19 protein-coding genes and 1 pseudogene are annotated in these 19,643 nt (G+C 46.2%); 5 read left to right on the plus strand and 15 right to left on the minus strand.

Translation table 11 applies throughout. From position 1 onward, the window contains the following. Positions 1-334 precede the first annotated feature (334 nt). Both der and PSE6802_RS34620 read left to right on the plus strand, forming a co-directional pair. The gene (gene der / locus PSE6802_RS0103145; RefSeq protein ID WP_019498611.1) at positions 335-1,699 is read left to right on the plus strand and encodes a ribosome biogenesis GTPase Der; all 1,365 of its coding nucleotides are present in this window, start codon (positions 335-337) and stop codon (positions 1,697-1,699) included. A gap of 46 nt (positions 1,700-1,745) precedes the next feature. Next, positions 1,746-1,928: a hypothetical protein gene (locus tag PSE6802_RS34620; RefSeq protein ID WP_156815391.1), complete on the plus strand. Its 183-nt coding sequence runs from the start codon at positions 1,746-1,748 to the stop codon at positions 1,926-1,928. 20 nt (positions 1,929-1,948) lie between these two features. Here PSE6802_RS34620 and PSE6802_RS0103150 read toward each other — a convergent pair whose 3' ends face one another. After that, positions 1,949-2,185 (minus strand): NifU family protein, encoded by a 237-nt coding sequence (locus PSE6802_RS0103150; protein ID WP_019498612.1) that lies wholly within the window; start codon positions 2,183-2,185, stop codon positions 1,949-1,951. Positions 2,186-2,287: 102 nt separating this feature from the next. Next, the gene (locus PSE6802_RS0103155) at positions 2,288-2,890 is read right to left on the minus strand and encodes a DUF3318 domain-containing protein (protein ID WP_019498613.1); all 603 of its coding nucleotides are present in this window, start codon (positions 2,888-2,890) and stop codon (positions 2,288-2,290) included. A gap of 143 nt (positions 2,891-3,033) precedes the next feature. On the opposite strand from PSE6802_RS0103155, the gene PSE6802_RS0103160 reads away from it, so the two are divergent. Continuing rightward, the gene (locus PSE6802_RS0103160; protein ID WP_019498614.1) at positions 3,034-3,654 is read left to right on the plus strand and encodes a TetR/AcrR family transcriptional regulator; all 621 of its coding nucleotides are present in this window, start codon (positions 3,034-3,036) and stop codon (positions 3,652-3,654) included. A gap of 34 nt (positions 3,655-3,688) precedes the next feature. On the opposite strand, the pseudogene PSE6802_RS0103165 reads toward PSE6802_RS0103160, so the two are convergent. The 6 genes and pseudogenes from PSE6802_RS0103165 to PSE6802_RS0103190 form a co-directional block, all read right to left on the minus strand. Beyond that, a pseudogene (locus tag PSE6802_RS0103165) lies at positions 3,689-4,570 on the minus strand (AAA family ATPase); the annotation flags it as partial. Between the two features lie 123 nt (positions 4,571-4,693). Further along, positions 4,694-5,458, minus strand: coding sequence for a cobalt-precorrin-6A reductase (locus PSE6802_RS0103170; protein ID WP_019498616.1), 765 nt, complete (start codon positions 5,456-5,458; stop codon positions 4,694-4,696). 106 nt (positions 5,459-5,564) lie between these two features. Continuing rightward, positions 5,565-5,996 carry a GtrA family protein gene (locus PSE6802_RS35715; protein ID WP_019498617.1) on the minus strand — a complete coding sequence of 144 codons (432 nt, stop codon included), beginning with the start codon at positions 5,994-5,996 and terminating at the stop codon, positions 5,565-5,567. A 15-nt stretch (positions 5,997-6,011) separates the two neighbouring features. Then, complete coding sequence (locus PSE6802_RS0103180) at positions 6,012-7,001, minus strand: glycosyltransferase (RefSeq protein ID WP_019498618.1); 990 nt, start codon at positions 6,999-7,001, stop codon at positions 6,012-6,014. A 94-nt stretch (positions 7,002-7,095) separates the two neighbouring features. Then, on the minus strand, positions 7,096-8,067 hold the full coding sequence (locus tag PSE6802_RS0103185; protein ID WP_026103019.1) for an aldo/keto reductase: 972 nt from the start codon (positions 8,065-8,067) through the stop codon (positions 7,096-7,098). 177 nt (positions 8,068-8,244) lie between these two features. Then, entirely contained in the window at positions 8,245-8,739 is a 495-nt protein-coding gene (locus tag PSE6802_RS0103190; protein ID WP_026103020.1) for a GNAT family N-acetyltransferase, read from the minus strand. A gap of 41 nt (positions 8,740-8,780) precedes the next feature. On the opposite strand from PSE6802_RS0103190, the gene PSE6802_RS30725 reads away from it, so the two are divergent. After that, positions 8,781-10,994 (plus strand): ATP-binding protein, encoded by a 2,214-nt coding sequence (locus tag PSE6802_RS30725; RefSeq protein WP_019498621.1) that lies wholly within the window; start codon positions 8,781-8,783, stop codon positions 10,992-10,994. Positions 10,995-11,339: 345 nt separating this feature from the next. On the opposite strand, the gene PSE6802_RS27540 is transcribed toward PSE6802_RS30725, so the two are convergent. From PSE6802_RS27540 to PSE6802_RS0103220, 5 genes are all read right to left on the minus strand, one after another. Then, on the minus strand, positions 11,340-11,768 hold the full coding sequence (locus PSE6802_RS27540; protein ID WP_036945131.1) for a GNAT family N-acetyltransferase: 429 nt from the start codon (positions 11,766-11,768) through the stop codon (positions 11,340-11,342). Beyond that, a complete protein-coding gene (locus PSE6802_RS0103205) occupies positions 11,737-12,042 on the minus strand; it encodes a hypothetical protein (RefSeq protein ID WP_019498623.1) in 306 nt (101 codons plus the stop codon). Before PSE6802_RS0103205 ends, PSE6802_RS27540 begins: the two co-directional genes overlap by 32 nt. A gap of 2 nt (positions 12,043-12,044) precedes the next feature. Then, positions 12,045-12,590: a DUF6036 family nucleotidyltransferase gene (locus tag PSE6802_RS0103210; protein WP_019498624.1), complete on the minus strand. Its 546-nt coding sequence runs from the start codon at positions 12,588-12,590 to the stop codon at positions 12,045-12,047. Between the two features lie 374 nt (positions 12,591-12,964). After that, the gene (locus PSE6802_RS0103215) at positions 12,965-14,617 is read right to left on the minus strand and encodes a hypothetical protein (RefSeq protein ID WP_026103021.1); all 1,653 of its coding nucleotides are present in this window, start codon (positions 14,615-14,617) and stop codon (positions 12,965-12,967) included. Between the two features lie 401 nt (positions 14,618-15,018). Continuing rightward, positions 15,019-15,531, minus strand: a complete 513-nt coding sequence (locus PSE6802_RS0103220) for an adenine phosphoribosyltransferase (protein WP_019498626.1) — start codon at positions 15,529-15,531, stop codon at positions 15,019-15,021. Between the two features lie 41 nt (positions 15,532-15,572). Between PSE6802_RS0103220 and PSE6802_RS0103225 the strand changes: the two genes are divergently transcribed. Continuing rightward, positions 15,573-16,835: a tRNA nucleotidyltransferase/poly(A) polymerase family protein gene (locus PSE6802_RS0103225; RefSeq protein ID WP_019498627.1), complete on the plus strand. Its 1,263-nt coding sequence runs from the start codon at positions 15,573-15,575 to the stop codon at positions 16,833-16,835. Between the two features lie 38 nt (positions 16,836-16,873). Here PSE6802_RS0103225 and PSE6802_RS0103230 read toward each other — a convergent pair whose 3' ends face one another. Further along, complete coding sequence (locus PSE6802_RS0103230; RefSeq protein ID WP_026103022.1) at positions 16,874-17,464, minus strand: Uma2 family endonuclease; 591 nt, start codon at positions 17,462-17,464, stop codon at positions 16,874-16,876. Between the two features lie 80 nt (positions 17,465-17,544). Further along, complete coding sequence (locus PSE6802_RS0103235; RefSeq protein ID WP_019498629.1) at positions 17,545-19,464, minus strand: HAMP domain-containing histidine kinase; 1,920 nt, start codon at positions 19,462-19,464, stop codon at positions 17,545-17,547. Positions 19,465-19,643 lie beyond the last annotated feature (179 nt).

The raw sequence follows: 19,643 nt of genomic DNA on the forward strand, positions 1-19,643 counted from the left end.
ATCCAGTTCAATCGACCAAGTGAAGCTTTCTCCAAGGATAGTAGTTACTATAAGAGAGTCTCAGATGAGGGGACACAAATGTGTACTTACAGAATAGCCAAAAAGCAGACTAAACTTATTACTTACATACCTTGGGGGGATCGATGTATGGATATTATCGATTATTCTTTAACTCAATCACAATATGACGCTCTGGCAGCGTTGCTAGCAGAAATTCAAAGTGAGGATTTCTTTGAGCTACCTGCCTAATATTTTAGAGTGTCAAACTCTCGCCCCTTTGCAAAAGAAAAGGCTAGAATAAAAAGGTTTGACCTCTAATAACCCCATAAAAATCATGCCGCTACCTATTGTTGCTATTGTTGGTCGTCCCAATGTGGGGAAGTCTACGCTGGTAAACCGACTAGCAGGGGAGCAATTCGCCATCGTATTCGACGAGCCTGGAATTACGCGCGATCGCACCTATCGTAATTGCTTTTGGGGCAAGCATGATTTTACTGTAGTGGATACGGGTGGGCTGGTATTTGCCGACGATACGGAATTTTTACCACTGATCCGACAGCAGGCTTTTACGGCGATCGAGCAGTCCTGCGCCGTCATCTTTATGGTGGATGGTATTGATGGCATTACTGCTGCCGATTGGCAAATTGCCCAATGGCTCCGAACTCAGTCCGTGCCTGTGATTCTAGCGGTTAACAAATGCGAAGCTGCTAACTTTGGGCTGGCGCTCGCTGCCGAGTTTTGGCAATTGGGACTGGGCGAACCTATACCCATCTCTGGTATTCATGGCAACGGTACGGGCGATCTCCTTGATGAGCTGGTCAAGCACTTCCCCGATCCGGAAACTGTGGAACCGGAAACCGATGAGATCAAAGTAGCCATCATCGGTCGTCCTAATGTGGGTAAATCTAGCTTGCTCAATGCGTTTACAGGTGAGGAGCGCTGCATTGTCAGCCCGATCGCGGGGACAACGAGAGATGCGATCGACTCGATCGTGACTAGAAACGGGCAGAAATATCGCCTGATCGACACGGCTGGTATTCGCCGCAAGAAAAATGTGGAATATGGAGCCGAATTCTTTGGGATCAATCGCGCTTTCAAGGCGATTAATCGCTCTGATGTAGTGCTGTTGGTAATCGATGCTTTAGATGGTGTAACCGAGCAAGACCAAAAGCTAGCTGGTCGGATTAATGATGAAGGTCGCGCCTGCGTTATCGTGGTGAACAAATGGGATGCGGTCGAGAAAGATTCCTACACCATTTATGACTACACCCAGGAAGTCACCAGTCGCATGATGTTTGTGGATTATGCGCCGATTATCTTTGTCAGCGCTCTCACGGGTCAGAGGGTAGCAAAAATTCTCGACCAGGTGGATATCGTAGCGGAACAGCATCGTCGTCGCGTTTCTACTGCGGTTTTGAACGAGGTCTTGACTGAAGCCTCATCTTGGCATTCTCCCCCCGTCACGCGCCAGGGTAAACAAGGACGCATTTACTACGGTACTCAAATCTCTGCTTCGCCACCTGCGATCGTTCTATTCGTCAACGATCCGAAGCGATTTAACGACAACTACCGCCGCTATATCGAAAAGCAATTCCGCTCTTCCCTAGGTTTTACTGGCACGCCTCTTAGATTGATCTGGCGAGGTAAAAAGTCTCGCGAAGTTGAGGGCAAGTCTATGAATCGTGCGGCGAAGGTATAGATTGGATCTAACGCATTCATCAACATCATCAACAGCCAGCCGCTGCATGACACGGGCAAGCCCTACAGGGTTCGCGCCTGCGCATGTCATCCTACCGATCCGATACCACTTCAAGCGATCGCTCGATCCCAAATCCTGTTTAGTTACCCCCTGGCACTTAAAGTCCGCCTGCGCGGACTTTATGCGTGTAGCCGCGACTTTCAGTCGCCAGGCAATATTAGAGATATAGCGGTTTTCAGGGACGACTAATTAGTAAACCTGCTCTACTTCACCAATGTCAGGAATGGACTCTCTCAGCTTGCGCTCAATTCCCATGCGCAGGGTCATGGCAGAGCTGGGGCAAGATCCACAGGCACCCTGCAAGCGCAGCCTAACCACGGGACCTTCTAATTCTACTAGCTCCACATTACCGCCATCTGCCAACAGATAGGGCCGCAATTCATCTAAAACATTTTCCACATTTTCAGCGGTCAACTCTAATGCCATAATTCACCTTTGACGTACATTCAAATTTACAGGACTACATCTAAGTTATCATTTCCAAACCAGGACTGTGCCCCAGAACAATGAGATCTCATCTGTACTGCGTTAATTCTCCTCAACTGGTACCCTTACCGAAGATAGGCCCGCGAGCGCTCTCAAATTTTGGCAGCGTACTAACTCCGTAAACTCCAGGTTAGACCTGCCTTCTAGTTTGGCAACAAACTGCACGGCATCGAGTAACCCTCTTGCGGCAGCACTCTCCGTATAACCGCGTCTTTGCGCCACCTGGATGGCTTCGTTATCCGCTTCAATCTGAGTTTGGGTTCCCTTACTGCGGCGGCGTACTTGCTCCACTGCTACTGTAGTAAGCATAATCCCGATCGCGATACCCACCGTATCTCCCTGCATTAACTCAAACATTCCGCCCAAAAACGATAGTAAGGCGATCGCTTGGTAGGTACCGGGTTTAAACCACTTTGCCTGTTGCCGCCAGGCAACTTCGCGCAGTAATAGTAAATCCCGATGCACGACACTTAGCTGCATCCAAAGTGTTGGCTCGATCGTAATTAAAGTATTATTTGCCCAAGGCAATATTGGCGTGCTGGCAATTATAGTTTCTCGATCTAGTTTGGGTATTATCCTGGTTGACATGCGCCACGATGCTGGCAGCAGATCGTGTAAACGCAATATTTCTGGCTCGAGTGGCATGTTTGTAAAATTATGAGTTATTGCACTGAGTAAAAGTAATAGGAATAATTACTTTTTCTAAAGAAATTATGCAGTAATCCGCAGTTCAGTGAGTAGTTGCTTCAAAATATGTAAATGCTTGCATGGTTCTTTGGCGTATTCATATGAAGTTAAGCAGTCATCAGTCTCAAGCTGAGCAGGATACAAGAAGCAAGATCTTGCAATCAGCACAGAAACTATTTGCTCGACAGGGTTTTGATGGTACAACCACAAAAGATCTGGCAACACATGCTGGCGTGGCTGAGGGCACCCTGTTCCGTTATTTTAATAATAAAAAAGCGATTCTCGTTGAAGTTGCCACCCAGGGATGGGTGACGATTTTGACGGATTTGCTGACTGAGTTAAGCCAAATGGGAAGCTATAAGGCGATCGCTCAGATGATGCATCGTCGCATGGGCAATATGAACGAAAACCTTGACATGATGAAGGTATGTTTTATGGAAGCGCAGTTTCATCCTGACCTGCGCGATCGCATCCAGTCCGAAGTCGTAGACAAGATGACAGACATTGCTGAAGTCTTTTTTACCGAAGCGATCGCCAAGGGGATTTACCGCGACTCTCTCAGCCCTAAGGTGATTGCGCGGGTATTTGTCGGCATGTTTGCGGTAGCAGGGTTTAGCAACGAAACCATGATGAATGGTGGTTCGCCCTCAGACTTACGGCAGATGGCAGAGGGAGTAGCGGATATTTTCCTAAATGGGGTGCTGGTTCATAAACCTTGTTAAACCAGACTTAGTAGCCACGACCGTCGCTTACATGTCCTTTATTGAGCATATATTCATCCACCAAGCGCATTTTCTGCAATCTTTGCGCTTCTTCTAGCATTAGTTGACCGAAATGCTTGAGCGTTTGCAGATCGAAGTTAGGTCGGCGAAATTCTGGCGGTGGTTCTTTACTATTCAGCAAGCGCATGGATAGGCGATCTAATCCCACTCGATCGATAAATTGGCGTACCTGCTCGTCGTAAAGGCGCGATCGCAGGGCGCTAAAGAAATCGATAGAGCGATCGCTAAACATATCCACCAGTTGTTCTATTTCCCAACTCGATAAACCATCGGCGGCAAAGATGCCGCTGACGATGCCAATGCGATCGTTGCGATCTGGCTCCCAGTAAAACTTCTCCATGCGGCCATCGCGCACGAGCGGTGCGTACAAAGTCGAGAAGTCATTCCCAGTCACGATAATGGGTACGCGATGAATAGGAGTCATATCGTAGCTACCGGGCAACTGTACGTTGGTGGGATTATCTGCAATATTCATCAGCGTGGCATTCACCAACTGCGTATTCACCGTGTACTGCGTACTGGCATCGACCCGACCCGCACCCGCATCGAGATCTTCGATCAGCAGAATACACATTTTGCCACGGACGCGAATTAACTCCGCAGCTTCTCGGTAACGCACTCGAATCAAGCGCGCCGGATCGCCAGCGTCGGGGCTTTCCAGTTCTCCACCGGACATGTATACGGGTTCGATCCCCATGCGATCGAATACCAACTCGCACTGAAACGATTTACCTTCCCCCTTGCGACCGTGAATGCCCAGGATGAGCGGTACTTTGACATCAGGCAACTGCATGAAGTTTTTCGTAATATGAATCGCCAACTTGTCTAAAAAGCGCGGCGAAATGTAATAAGTCATATAAATCTTATGAATTTGCGCAGTTTCAAAACTTCATGATACTGGTTCTGGAGATTTCTAGTAAATAAAATCACTGTGGCAGGGTTTTGCAGTCAACTTAAAACTGGAACAATTGGATTCACCTCAAACATTGAAAAACGCTATATTCTCTGCGCAAAATAATACGCATTCTCTGATGCTGTTGGTTTGCCTGGGATAATCGAGCTGCGGTCTGGCGATCGCAATTAGTTGTATGCCCAACTCTGCGGCGATCGCTATCTTTAGATCCTCCCCTCCTGATTTTCCCGATGCCTTTGTAATTACTGTGGTAATTTGCCACTGCTGCCATAACGCTCTCTCAAGCGCGACTGAGATGGGGGGGCGGATAGCAACAATCTGCTCCGATCTAAAGTCAGCATCCAATGCTGCTTGCAGCGATGCGATCGCGGGTAAAACTCGGGCATAGAGACGACAGCGATCGTGCCAATTGCGAAATAGATGCAAGCTCTGATATCCCACAGCGAGAAATACATTTTGTCCATCTAAAATTTCTGGTTGGATGGCATCCTCGATGCTGTTCGCAATTCTTAAGTTATTGGATTCTAAGAGTACATCTTCCCGCTCAAATCGCAGGTATGGTATTTGATGGGTTTGCGCTTGAGCGATCGCTCCGTGCGAAATCTCAATTGCAAATGGATGCGAAGCGTCGAGGATGGCGGTAATGTGATTGGTTTGGATAAATTCGGTCATAGTGGAGCTATCTAGTTTACCTACTCGCACGCATGCATTTGGCGAGTACATTCCCCGTGCCGTATCTGTGACAACAGTAACGACAAAAGGAATGCCTCGCTCCTGAAGGGCGATCGCCAGTTGCTTACTTTCGCTAGTTCCGCCGATCAACCAAATCATTAGGAAATAATTCCTCCTGTAAATCTCTCATGGATGGACAGCCTGTAGGGGCAGGTTTTGTACTGTGTTATTGGTGTAAATCAACATCTTTTAGCTAAACCTGCCCCTACTTAAAAATATGCATTTTGCTGACTGTGTATGTCACCACTGAGGTGATTAGCGATGCGATGATAAATGCGATCGTCTGTCGAACTCTCGGCAATATAGGTAGGGGAAACAGGAGTCTATCAAATAGGAGGGACAATAAAATTGCAGACCCCATACCAACTAGATACACAATTGTATAGGAAGTAAATTTATATTTGAAAGAGCGCGACTGCTTCTGGTGATTTGTAAATGTAAAGCGACTTTGGCAAACATAGCTTAAAGGAATCCCAATCAGATAGACAATAATAATTGATAGCACAAACTCCCATACTGATTCTTTGAAAAAGCGACCAATGATATCGCGAAGGATAATTGTGACTAAAGTAACGCAGCAACCCACAATAAAGTAAGTGGGATACCGGGAGAATATATTGGTAAATTTGCGTTTCATCTGGGATTAGCTTTGTCAATTACTGGACTGCGGTAAAATCGATCGCACTTTCCAAATAAAATAGTGATAGTCTCGGCAGGGCAGGAAACTAGCATTATTTCTACCACTGAGAACGATAAAAATAAAGAAAATTGAGAACATAATTGCCTGGGTCAAGGCAGTAAACAGTAATCCGATAATATAGGCAACCCAGCCCGGTGTTGCTGGCACGCCAATGGTTAACAGCCTCATGGCAATCAAAATTATCATGGCGATCGCCACCACAACTAAAACGATACTCGTGAGAATGAGTAACCTCGTACCCACTACATCCGCATAGACAGAAATAGAACTAAGCCCGTGCGCTACCAGGTTAACCAGGCGCATTTGCGATTTACCCGCCAATCTCGAACCGCGATTGGTGGGAATTTCACCATAGGGAACTTTTGCCCTTTGCAAGCCAGCCGCATAGTGATTCCAAATCTCGGCAACTGCGACTAATCTACCGAGAATTGGATAGGGAATAATGCTAAAGTTGCCTATACGAATTTCCTGTCCCGTCAGTAATTGATAAAAATTTTTATACAAGCGATACAGACATCTGAATGCAATTCCTTCCGATCGCTTCACCCGTCTGGCAAAAATTACCTTCTCTCTCCCTTCCTGACGGTACGTCTCGATTAATTTGAGGGCATCTTCCGGTTTATCTTCGCCATCGCTATCCATTACCAATACAGCCTCGCATTGTCGATTTGCTTCAATGTATGCCAGGGCGATCGCGATCGCCCTTTGATGACCTAAATTTCTTCTTAATTCTAAAATGTCAATTTTTGTAATGGAGTTAAATTGCCTTGGCAATAGTTCGCTCGACAGGGATAAATTAGAAGCATCATCTACTACTAATACTTCTACATTTAGCCCAGTTGCTGCTAGAACCCAATCCAGTGAAGGTAATAGTTTGCATAATGATTCCCAATCGTTAAATACAGGAATGACTATAACTAATGTTGGTAAACTACCGTTCACACCATAACTCCTCGCAAAAAATTACACGGCAACCACATAGTTAGGGTGGGCAAAGCTCACCCTAACTATTTCTCAGCTTACAGGCGATCGCTACCTAGAAGTTCCACAACATGGGATTATTGTCGAGGTAATCGGTGACAGTTTTACCAATCGCATCGATCTCCTGTAGATCTGCGGCTGATAATTGCACTTCTGTAGCTTGGGCATTTTGGCGCGATTGCTCGGCATGGCGCGCTCCTGCAATTGCATTAGTTATTGGCTGTGGCTGAGGTTGTGCGATTAACCACGCTAATGCCAGGTTACCCAGGGTTGTGTGATGGCGATCGGCGATCGGGCGCAGCCGCTCTAAAGCTGTTTGAGCGCGTTCGTAGTTTTCAGCCTGAAAGAGCTTGTTGTCAACCCGATGATCGCCTTTGGCAAACTGATGCCCCCGCCCAAATTTTCCTGTCAGCAAACCTTGTGCCAGCGACGAGTACGCCAGAATCGAAATATGGTTGGCAACGCAATACGGCACGATTTCCTGCTCTGCTTGCCGCCAGAATAGAGAATAGGGGGGTTGAATGCTATCGATGCGTCCGTATTGGGCAGCTTCTTCCAATTGCGATCGCGAGAAATTCGACACGCCGATTGCCCGAATCTTACCATCCTGTTTGAGCTTATTCATGGCACTCATAGTTTCAGCAATCGGTACTACTTCACTCTTCCACGAACCAGACGGCCAGTGGATTTGATAGAGATCGATGTAGTCGGTCTTGAGATTTTGCAAGGAGCGATCGCAAGCTTCAATGACTAAATCGTATTTGAGGTGATTGGCAAATACTTTGGTGGCATAGACAACTGAGTCGCGCACATCTGCTAAGGCTTCGGCGACAATTCGTTCTGAATGGCCTTCGCCATAGACCTCGGCTGTATCTATAGTGGTAATGCCAGCTTCGTAGGCAGCGCGAATTGCGGCGATCGAATCGGCATCTTCAATCCCCACCCACATGCGTTTGCCCGCTTGCCAAGTCCCCATCACAATAGGGGTAATTTGGATATCTGAAGTACCAAGAGTTCTCTTTTGCATGCGATCCAGTCCTTTTTCACGATCGGTCTTCTGCGTAATAATATAGCTTTCAGCGGTCAGCGATCCGCAATTAAATAACCTACCACGATCGGGAATGCGTCTCTGTAAGGGCGAACGGCCGTTCGCCCTTACAATTGGTATCCTATCAACCTGCAACTCCCTTAGCGGTCAGCCTTGTCAATCTGTAAGCCGTAGTCCCATTACGATTAGATCGCGTTCAATTCCATCTAACTCGGCAATGCGCGGCATACATCCCCAATGCTGAAAACCGCAACTTGTAAATAATTTTAAACTGGCATGGTTATGTCCAAAGATAAATCCTAGTAATGTGTGGATTTCCAGACTCGGACATTGGGCGATCGCCGATCTTAACAATTCTTTACCTAAGCCTTGCCTTTGATAAGCTGGATCGATATAGATGCTAACTTCAGCGGTTTTATAATAGGCAGGTCGCCCGTAAAATTCATGTAAGCTCAGCCATCCGGAGACACGATCGCGATCGTCTACCACCCAAATGGGATGTTTGCCAGGGCTATGGGCGCGAAACCAGTCTAGACGGCTTTGCGGCGACACAGGTTCTAGATCTGCTGTGGCAAGTCTTCCAGGCACTGCCGCATTATAAATATCCACGATGGAGGGTAGGTCAGTTTCTCTAGCATATCGTATATTCATAATTAGAGCCTTGTTTGCATAAACCGTCATAAATCCATCCTATGGCCGCGCATCCCGCCAAACCCGATCGAGACAATATTCTCATAGCTGACGATGGTACGGATAGTCTGAAGCTATTGGCGAGCGTTCTTACAAGCAAAGGATATCGAGTAGGCAAGGCGATTACTAGCAATCAGTTACTCAGAGAAATCGAGATCGATCCCCCCGACCTGATCCTGCTCAAAACCCATATATTTGGAGCTAATGGTTTTGAAATTTGCCAAATGCTGAAGTCTCAGGAGACTACCCGTAATATTCCGATTATTTTTATCGGTCATGCCGATCGCGAAGCAGAAAGCGTGAGAGCGTTTGAAGCAGGTGGCGTAGATTATATTACTAAGCCGTATCGAGTTAGAGAGGTTTTGGCACGCATTCAGAATCAACTCAAAATATTGAAACTGCAAAGACAATTGCAAGCAGGTAACGCTAAACTACAAAATGAACTGATAGAGCGCCAGCGTCTGGAGGAAAGAAATCGCGCTCTAGTTAATGCTATGCCAGATATTATGTTTCGTCACCGCATAGATGGAACGTATTTGGATATCCAGGCGCGAGAGGGCGTGCTGCTGGTTCCCCGCGAGAAACTAATCGGGACGAAACTACAAGAGACAAAGGCTCTGGAAGGAGCTAAAAAAGGACTGTTATATTATATCCGCCTGGCAATTGAAAAGGATGAAATGCAAATCTACGAACACGACTTGCAAAAGCCTGACGGATTGCATATCTATGAAACTCGCATTGTTAAAAGCGGAGTTGATGAAGCAGTTTGCATTGTGCGTGACGTAACTGAGAGTAAACTAGCACAGGCACGCCTGCATTTACTGGAACGAGCGGTGGCAGCCAGTAGTAACGGTATTGTCATTAGTGATGCCAGTCAACCTGACATGCCCGTCGTGTATGTTAATCCCAGGTTTGAAAGCATCACGGGCTATTCAGCCACTGAAGTAATAGGGAGGAATTGTCGATTTCTGCAAGGTTCGGACACCAACCAACCGACGATCGCTGAAATTAGAGCTGCTTTAAGTCGGGGAGGAGAATGCAGAGTTATTCTGCGCAACTACCGTAAAGATGGCAGCATGTTTTGGAATCAGCTTTCGATCTCGCCTGTCACAGATGCCACTGGGAAGCTGACTAACTACATTGGCGCGATCTCAGATATGAGCGATCGCATATCAGCGGAGATAGCACTGCAACAAGCAAAAGAAAAGGCAGAAGCTGCAAATGAAGCCAAGAGTCAATTTCTTGCCAATATGAGTCACGAATTACGCACTCCCCTGAATGCAATTTTAGGCTTTGCCCAAGTCGTTGCCCAAGATCCATCGCTTCCAATAGAGAGTCGCGAACATCTCGGCATTATCAGTCGCAGTGGCGAACATCTGTTGGATTTGATCAACGACGTACTGGAAATGGCTAAGATCGAATCCGGTCAAATAACTTTTAACCCTAGTAATTTCAATCTATATCGCCTACTGGACGGATTGGAAGAAATGTGGCGATTCAAAGCCAATACTAAAGGCATTCGCCTCATTTTTGCATACAATGCCAATCTCCCCAAATATATCTATACTGATGAAATCAAGCTGAGACAAACTCTACTCAATCTCCTGGGTAACGCCATCAAATTCACTCAAACTGGCAGCGTCACTCTCCGCATCGACCTATCCCAACCACTAACTCCCATCTCCCATCCCCCATCCCCCATCCTCCAGTTTGAAGTTGAAGATACTGGCTATGGCATTGCCCCTGAAGAAATAGACACCCTATTTGAACCGTTTATGCAAACAGAATCAGGGCGGCGATCGCAAGAGGGCACGGGATTGGGCTTATCCATTAGCAGAAATTTTGTGCGGATTATGGGTGGAGAAATGAGCGTTACCAGCCAGTTAGGCAAGGGTACTACCTTCAAGTTTCATATTCCCACGTACTTACACGATCGCTCTACTGATATTTTCGATTCCCCACCACCAGAAACAGAATTAACTCGCGATCGAAGGTTACTTAGTCTCCAAGCGCTGCAAGCAGAAATTAGCTCCATGCCCTACGAGTGGGTGCACGACTTGCATAAAGCTGCGATCTTAGCCGATCCCAATGCAATTGTTGGGCTGATCGATCGGATGGCTGGGGTGCGCGATCGCGAGCCCCTAGCACTTACGCTCAGAACCTTAGTAAACGAATTTCGCTTTGATGCCATTTTTGAGTTGACGCAGGTACCTTAATAACTCACCCGATTGGTTAACCCGATCGTATGATGTTTGCGATCGCAGTTGAGATCGATACTTTACTCAGGTGTTCACTTTGTCTCTCTGGGAGATAAAAGTCAAGGCTCGGCGTATGTGTCGGGTCTTTTTAATTTTCAAGATATAGCGGTTTTCAGATGAAAACGAGAAGGGGGTGTGGGGGCTGCGCCCCCACGCAGGGGTGGAACCCCTGCACCCTGTCCTAAGCCTATTGGCTATAGCTATAGGAGTAATTAACGCGGATTCAGGATCGGACCTTGCGCAATACCCGCTCTACGATATATGAGGGCTTTTGACGATTAAAAGTCCTTATTCCAGTGACATTCAGGCATTAAATAGGCTAATCGATCGCTGGCGTACCAATAGAATTTGTTCGGCCAGGTCAAAACCCATCTTTTGATAGAAAGGCAACATTTCCGGCAAACAAAAGAGCTGAATGCACTCAACCTGCGATAGTTCGGGGTGCGATACAATTTGCTCGATCAATAATAGACCCAAACCTTTGCCTCGATAATCTTCGGCCACAATGACATCGAAAATTAATGCCCGGTATACGCGATCGCTCAGTACCCGCGCAAAAGCAACAAGTTGCCGATCGCGTTCTTCACAGATGCCAAATATGAAGTCCGAATTGCTCAACATTTTCCGAACGTCGGCTAAATTCCTGCCACACGACCACCACTCATGTTGGTAAAGTTCGTGAAGTTGCTCCACCTGCGAATCAGTCAGCGATTGGACGGGGCTTATATTCATAGCTGAGTTCAAGTGCATTGCAAAAGCTGTTGAGGCGATTCAGCAAAGCATTATAGTAAAGATAAGCATCGTCCCGTTCATTTTGAAGAAGGGCATACAGGGTCAACTCTGGCTCTAGGGTTAGACGATCCTTGGGAACATCTAAGCCTGCTTCGGTTAGTCGCGTTGCCGCGATCGCAACTAATAATGCTTCAACTGTACTCGTTTCACCATTGTAGAGATCCTCTAGCCCAGGTAAAATTAACTCTGCTCCTGGCAACTCATTTAAACTCATAACTAACCCTCCTTTCGGTTACCTTCAAAACGTTCTATGAAGTTCTCAACTCTGCTTCTAAGCACATCAGGGTTAAGGGCGGGAAATCTGATTAATTCAGGGGCAATGGCCTCAAAGCCATCCTGTAGCTTTCTCAAGGAAAATAATTTCTGTTCGTACATGGCTTCAACATCTTTAATGTCACGATCGAATCCCCTGGAGAGTTTAGCGAGAGCTTGGGCTGTAAAGTCATAGTGATAAAATGAGATTTGTCCTTTTTTGCCAATGAATACGCTCCTACTACGCCAGCCTGGCAGAGGAGGTAAAAAATCCTGTGGAGATGCCAATTCGATATTGATATTCAACTCTTGCTTGAGTTTGGCAATTGCCTGAAAAATACCTGGGGGTTCGGGATCTAGACGAATATCGACATCAACCGTAGAACTTCGCCATCCAATCAGAAGGGCACTGGCACCACCAGTAAAGTAAATACAGCCTGACCCTTGAGCTTCTCTACCCAGAACTTGCATCAGTTGTTCTATCTTTTGGGAGTCAACATTTGAGCGCATATTTTTTGCTGTAATTAACTTTCTCAACCTACGATCGCTACAAGCCCAGAGCGTACTTCAATGCTTCATCAACCTCTGATGTCGGTAATGAGCCGATCGCAGAGATGCTAAGTCAACATAATGGTTTCTGCGACGGCAGGTTAAGGGATTGCTTCGCTGTTTACCATTCCTATGCAAAGATACCCAACATAGATTGTTGTCGATCGAGCAACATTCTGCCGTCAGCTTGACCTCGTTGCGACTGTACCCTTTTATTTTAACTTGGGCGATCGCGCTCTACAAATGACATAGGGTGATGCGTGATGCTGTCGCCAACGCATCCTACTGGAACAACTTTCGCACAATTTCTGCAAGTAATGTTTCCATATTTTCTCCTACTTAAGATATGAACTTGCCCAATCATAAAGAACCAGATCTTTTTTGAGAAGATACTGTGCAACTTCTCTACGTTTGTCCTTGTCTTTTGTCATTCTGACAATTCTTTTAATTTCATCATCAATATCATTAGAAGTGGCTCCACGTTCGACCGCCATCTTAAACCACCGATCACCATCTGGATATTTGCCTCGGTCATAACAAATCGCGCCCATTAGAGTATACGGCTGATGACTCTCAGACTGGCATTTCATAGCCTGGGTTGCACAGTTTTGTGCTTCATCTAGCCGATCAAGATCTCGAAACGCTCCGCCTCTTGTAACCAACAAAGCAGCTTTCAGATCGGATTCTTGAACTTTAGTCCAGTTCACATTCTCCGTCACTTTTAGTGCATTTTGGGGTTCATCCGCCTTACGCCAATTACTACTTGCACTAGGTAAATTCCACCTGTTACCAGTTCGTTGATATTCTTTTTCATAAAATATTGCTTCCAATCTGTAATAGGCAGTCACTATTTTTCCATGTCGAGAAAGACGACCTTCTTCAATAAGTTGAATTACTTGTTTGGGATTGAGCCGTTTGCCTCGCTCAAGCTTGAGCATAATCTCATAAAATGGATCGAATGCTAATTGTCCCACGATCTGATATTTTGTTTGCAGAGCCTTAAAGTGGATTGCTTTAGCAATCTCTGCTGTTTCAAGCAGATCTTCATCGATCAACCACTGAATATCATCCTCAGTTATTTCAGATTCTATGTTCTTAAGAATCACAAACAATCTACTGGAAGGTTCAGAAGTTTTATATCGAGTCGCTTGATATTTTGCTTTGAGTTCTTTGAATAACTTTACATCCTTACGCTTCCGATCAATCTCAATTACCTGAGTTAGCTTCTGCTGCTTAAGCCACTCGCATTCACTACTTTCAAGGTCTTGTTTTTCTTTTAGTTTCTTTAAAATGGTATAGAGCGGGCTAGAAATAGATGCGTCCGAAAAAGAATCAATGCGATATTTTGCTTTCAAGTCTGAGAACTCAACTATAGCCTTCCTCTCATCCTCCTGCTGCCAATAAATTTGTAGTGTTTCCTCAAAATTATGCTCCAAGAGCCAATCAGCCTCGAAGTCAGATAATGGCTCTCTCGCATCAAGTTTTTTCAGAATTGAGTAGAGAGGCTGTTCAAGGAAGTGGTTTAGATGTCTAGTTGCTTTATAGCTAATTTTTAATTTTGCAAAATTCAGGATATCTCGAATCAAGCTAGATGTCTCTGTAAGATTGTAACTATTTAGTAACTCAAGTTCTGAGTCTGTAGGAAAATTTCCAGCCTCTACTTTCCAAAGTATTGAATAAACTTGGCTGGTAATCGGAAACTCTAACTCTTCTGGAACTTTGTACTTAGGTCGTAAGTTCAAAAATTCAACTTCTAGCCTGTTAAAATCCTCCGCCTGGTATTGCTGTAAGGAAATAATTTCAATAGTTCTGAAAAGGCGATTCTCTGCTAACCATTTAAACTCTGAGCTTGCGATCTCAATGCCCAGTTCAGCTTTTCTCAGTATTAGATACAAGTAACTATTAGACGCAGCACCTTTATACTGACCTACTCTATATTTCTCTCTAAGAGAAGCAAAGTACCTTTTCTGTAGCTCACTATTCTCCATACCTATGTGATACTCAATCCTGATTGCCAAAATCATCTTACCCACTACCCAATCAAGCAGCTACAGTCTGCCAGTAGGGAAGCCAAAAACCACCTAATTGTATATTACACGGAAAATTTCTGTATAAATACCCTAAATAAGTATATATTGCGGAATTTTCGGTCTAATCACCCTATTTTAAGGAAATATACGGAAAATTTCTGAATGCCATCGCGTATTTCTATAAAACTAAGGACAATAGCTGATACGAGATGCTAACACCATTAATCTTGCACAATAGTAGTAACTTGCTTCGTCTGCTTTAGAGTGAAAACCGCTGTATCCCTTATCAGGGTAGTTATACGGAAAGATTTGGCATAATTACCCCGATCGCCGTCAAATATAGGCAAAGTTTCTGCGGACTAATAACTAACCAGTGAGACGATGGGTACGTCGGGGAGCGATCGCCGCCCTTCCAGTGCCAATAGCTCCACCATGAATCCGTATCCGGCTAAACTGCCACCCGCTAGCTCCACGAGTTTGCCCGTAGCCGCCGCCGTGCCGCCTGTGGCAATCACATCGTCAATAATCAAGACTTTGCCACCGGGCGCGATCGCGTCTTGATGGATCTCCAGGCAATCTGTACCGTATTCCAGGGCATATTCGACCTGATGTACGGCGGCGGGTAACTTACCGGGTTTGCGCACGGGGATGAAACCACAGCCAAACTTTTGTGCCACAGGAGCGCCGATAATAAACCCGCGTGATTCTATGCCAATGACGTAATCAATGGAGCGATCGGCAAACGCCTCGGCAAAACCTTTAGTAATAGCCTGCAAGCCCTGGGGATGTGCGAGCACGGGTGTAATGTCGCGGAACATAATGCCTGGTTTGGGAAAGTCAGGAATATCGCGAATAATTGCTTTTAAGTCCATACTGGAAATATCAAAATACTGATAACAAGTTACCTTAACCCGTGCTAGAAAAGTTACCTTTTGACCTGAGTAGTTTACCGCAACCTGCTTATTTAGTAGGGGGTTGGGTGCGCGATCGCCTATTAGATCGCAATACCAGGCATCTGGACTTAGATCTGGTGATGCCGAGCGGAGCGGTCGAAACAGCATCATCGTTGGCGCGATCGCACCGAGCAGGATTTGTGTTGCTGGATAAGGAACGGCAAATTGCCAGGGTCGTATTTGCCGATGCCACTGTAGACTTTGCCCAGCAGGTGGGTAGCACGCTAGAGGAAGATCTCGGTCGGCGCGATTTCTGCATGAACGCGATCGCGGTTAACTGCCAGGATTTATCCCTCCGCAAAATTAGTAAAACTGCATCAATTCCCCCCGATCTCCTCATCGATCCGTTTGACGGTTATACCGATCTGCAAGCCAAACTCGTACGCATGGTGGCACCAGAAAACCTGCTAGACGACCCGCTACGAGTCTTACGCGCCTACCGTCAGGCCGCACAGCTAGATTTTACAATCGAGCCGCAAACCCAAGCAGCATTAAAACATGCAGCAACAGGATTATCGCGGGTGGCAGCAGAGCGGGTGCGGACGGAGTTGTGCTATCTCCTGGCGATCGCCAATGGGGCAAAATGGTTCGAGCTTGCCGTTCGCGATCGCATCCTGGTCGATTGGCTGCCTGCCGAAAAACTGAATCTCGCTAGATTAAGCCAAATAGAAACAGCGATCGCCTCGCTAATCGAGCCATATCCCCAACTGGCAGATTTCTTTGCAACGGAATTGAGTAGCGATCGCTCCGTGCGCGTAGTTGCTAAACTTGCTGCTCTGGCACATTTCGCTACCACTTTAGAACCTCTGGGTCTTAGTCGCATCGAACAGCGCTGGATAGTTGGCCTATTGCGCTATCTCCCCCAATTCTTACAATTTCTCTCACTTAGTTCCGCATCTATCTCTGCCAAGGAGCAGTATCAACTGTTTGATAAAACCTTGGAATTTTTCCCCGCCCTCGCTGCCCTAGCGCTAGCAAGCGGTGCATTGTTGACTGCCGTACAACCCTGGCTGGAACGCTGGCTCGATCCCAATGATGCGATCGCCCATCCTGCCGTACTGATCGGTGGTGACGACCTGATAACTGCCCTAAAAATACCAGCCAGTCCTGCCATCGGCGAGTTGCTAACTGCAATTAGACTGGCGCAGGTAGAAGGGATCGTCCGCGATCGCGAAGCAGCGATCTTCTATGCTCGCGTGTTATACGAGCAACAAGTACGGTGACGGGGAATTTCTAATTGGCTCCAACTGAAAGTTGTGTCTTAATTCTGACCGAATGCCAATATCTGGGTGACAGTAAGGTTAAAACTTGGTAACACCTTTGATGAAATGGCTGTATCACCTGTGTAAACCGTATCTTCGTACTGCCCATTTACCCACAGGCAAAGGGTAATCTGTTGCATTTCTGGGTCAATAATCCAATATTCAGCAATACCTCGGGCTGCATATTCCGTGCGCTTGTAGCGATAGTCTCGGTCTCGATTGTCTGCCCCCGGTGATACGACTTCAACGACCAATTGGGGTGGTGGCATATCCCGCAGCAGGGTTGAACGTTTTGCCCCCACCAGGGCAGCTTGCGATTCTTCAGAATGTATAATTAAGTCCGGTAAGCGACATTTAGCGCGTCGTCCGGATACCTCGATTTCAGTATTCCAGGCAATTAAGGCGATCGGTAGATGCTTCGCAAACTCAAATAATAAATATTTCGCGATGCTGGCGTTGATTTGACTCTCTACGGGCATTTCTACTAATTCCCCATCCACCAGTTCATAGCGGGTATCAGTACCATCGTCATAGGCAATATACTCCTCCATCGTCAGATGTTTAACAACTCTCGGTATAGTTTGCGTCATGATACAGGACCTCTACTCTTAACCTCGTCGTAACGCCATTGAAAATCGCTATAAGATCCTAGCAAATCCTATAGCGGTTTTTAGATTGGCAGAGTAAATACAAAAGTACTACCTTGCCCAGGGGTGCTCTCAAACCAAATCCTGCCCCCATGATGCGTAACGATCGCTTTGCATATTGGCAAGCCCAAGCCAGTACCTTGAGGTTTCCCAGTGAGAACATCGCCAACCTGCTTGAACTTCTCAAATACATTGCTGCTGTCTTCTTTACTAATACCAATGCCAGTATCTTTAACGCTGAAAACCACGAGATCGCCGTCCTGGTGCAGTCGGCAAATTACGCCACCAGTTTGCGTGAACTTGAGTGCATTTGATAAGAGGTTAGACATCACTTGCAATATGCGATCGCGATCGCCTGTTACTTTGGGCAGGTAGGGAGGAATCTTAACATCCAGGGATAACTCCTTATTCTGAAACTGGGGTTGGTACTGTGCCGCGATTTCTGTTAGTAGTTCGCCCAGGTTGAGTGACTGCATGTTCCATGCTACCTTGCCAGCTTCCAAATTGGTAATATCCAGGACATTAGTAATGATATCAGTGAGTCGCTGGCTTTCAGAGCGTACGATACCGAGATTTTCTTTAATTTGTTTGATACACTTCTGCACCTTTTTATCTTCTACTTCGCGGAGCGGCTCTATCACATCATCAAATTTTTTGTCAATTACCTTGGTAAATCCCAAAATAGAAACCAGCGGAGTTCTTAACTCGTGAGAGATATTAGAAAGAAAATCTGTCTTGAGGCGATCGGCTTTTTGCAACCGATCGGACATCTGATTAAAAGACTGGGATAATACGTGTATTTCCTCGATTTTACTTTCTCCCACATCCTGGTTGAGTTTGCCTTCTGCGATCGCTCTGCTGGCATCGCACAAATGTAATAATGGCTTGGCAATTTTGCGAGCGGTGAAATTCCCGAGTACGATTGTAATACCCAGTGAGAGGAGGCAGAGCATTAAGGTGTTGCGATTATTATTATCGATTTCCTGGGTAAAGTCTGAAGCAGGGACGGCGATTAGAATCAACCAATCAATTCCCGTGCCATCTTGGAAAGGGATCGCTTGCCAGAGAATGCGATCGCCATTTACCCACACATCATCACCCCGTGCAACTTTGAGGCTATTGAGATCTCCCACCTTCTGACTCAAATCGGTGAATGCAGCTTTGAGAAGATAATTGGCACTGTTTTTAGCAGCAATGCGCTGCACTCTCCCATTGTGGATGGCATAGGGCTTTTCAGGTGTGGAGTCAGCAATCAAATCTCCAGAACGTTCCAATAAAAATACTCTCCCCGTCCTGCCGATTTTTAGCTCCTGGAGGAATTCATCGATTTGTGCTAGCGATAGATCTACGGCTGTTACACCTAGGAATTGCCCCGACCCAGAATAGAGCGATAATCCTTTGGCGATCGTTAGTTTCTGGGTGCCATAACCAACGTAAATTGGACTCCATGCCGATTTACCCTCTCTTATCGGTGCAATATACCAAGGGCGTTTGCGAGGATCGTAATTAGGGATTGACCTCACAAGTTGATTCCTGTTGCCATTGCCGTCCGTAGCATAAACGGAAAAAACACCTCCAGTTGCTTTACCTGAAATGGCAATATTAAGTTGGTTAGACTCCAAACGTTCGACCCCAATAAATTCGCCTGTTTCTGTACCAAACTGGATAAACGATACGGAGTGAAATAACTGAATTTGATTCCAGAGATATCTCTCTACCTCAGCACTATTGTCTAACTTAATCTGCCCGAGTCTCACTGCCTGTTCGTTAAAGTGATTGATCGAGTCAGGTCTTTCCAGATAATGGCTGAGGTACATTTGTACTTGCTTGCTTACCTGGTCGCGCAGTTGGCTCCCTAAGTCCTCGATCGCCTGTTGACTATTGCGCCATGCCAACCAGCCGGTTAGCCCTACTACGCCCACAATCTGCAATACAAATGGCACTACCAAGACCGAGCGTAGCGGTATTTTCTTGGATTTAAGGAATGACTGTAATTTTTGCTGTAGCAATGCCAGGTCACCCAGGTGAGGTTAATTCAGGAACGATCGATTTATCTCATAGTATATACGCGATGTGCAACTTTTCCCATTGCCCTCCCCCTAAATCCCTGTCCCAGAGCAGG

The sequence above is a fragment of the Pseudanabaena sp. PCC 6802 genome, assembly GCF_000332175.1.
GTDB lineage: Bacteria > Cyanobacteriota > Cyanobacteriia > Pseudanabaenales > Pseudanabaenaceae > PCC-6802.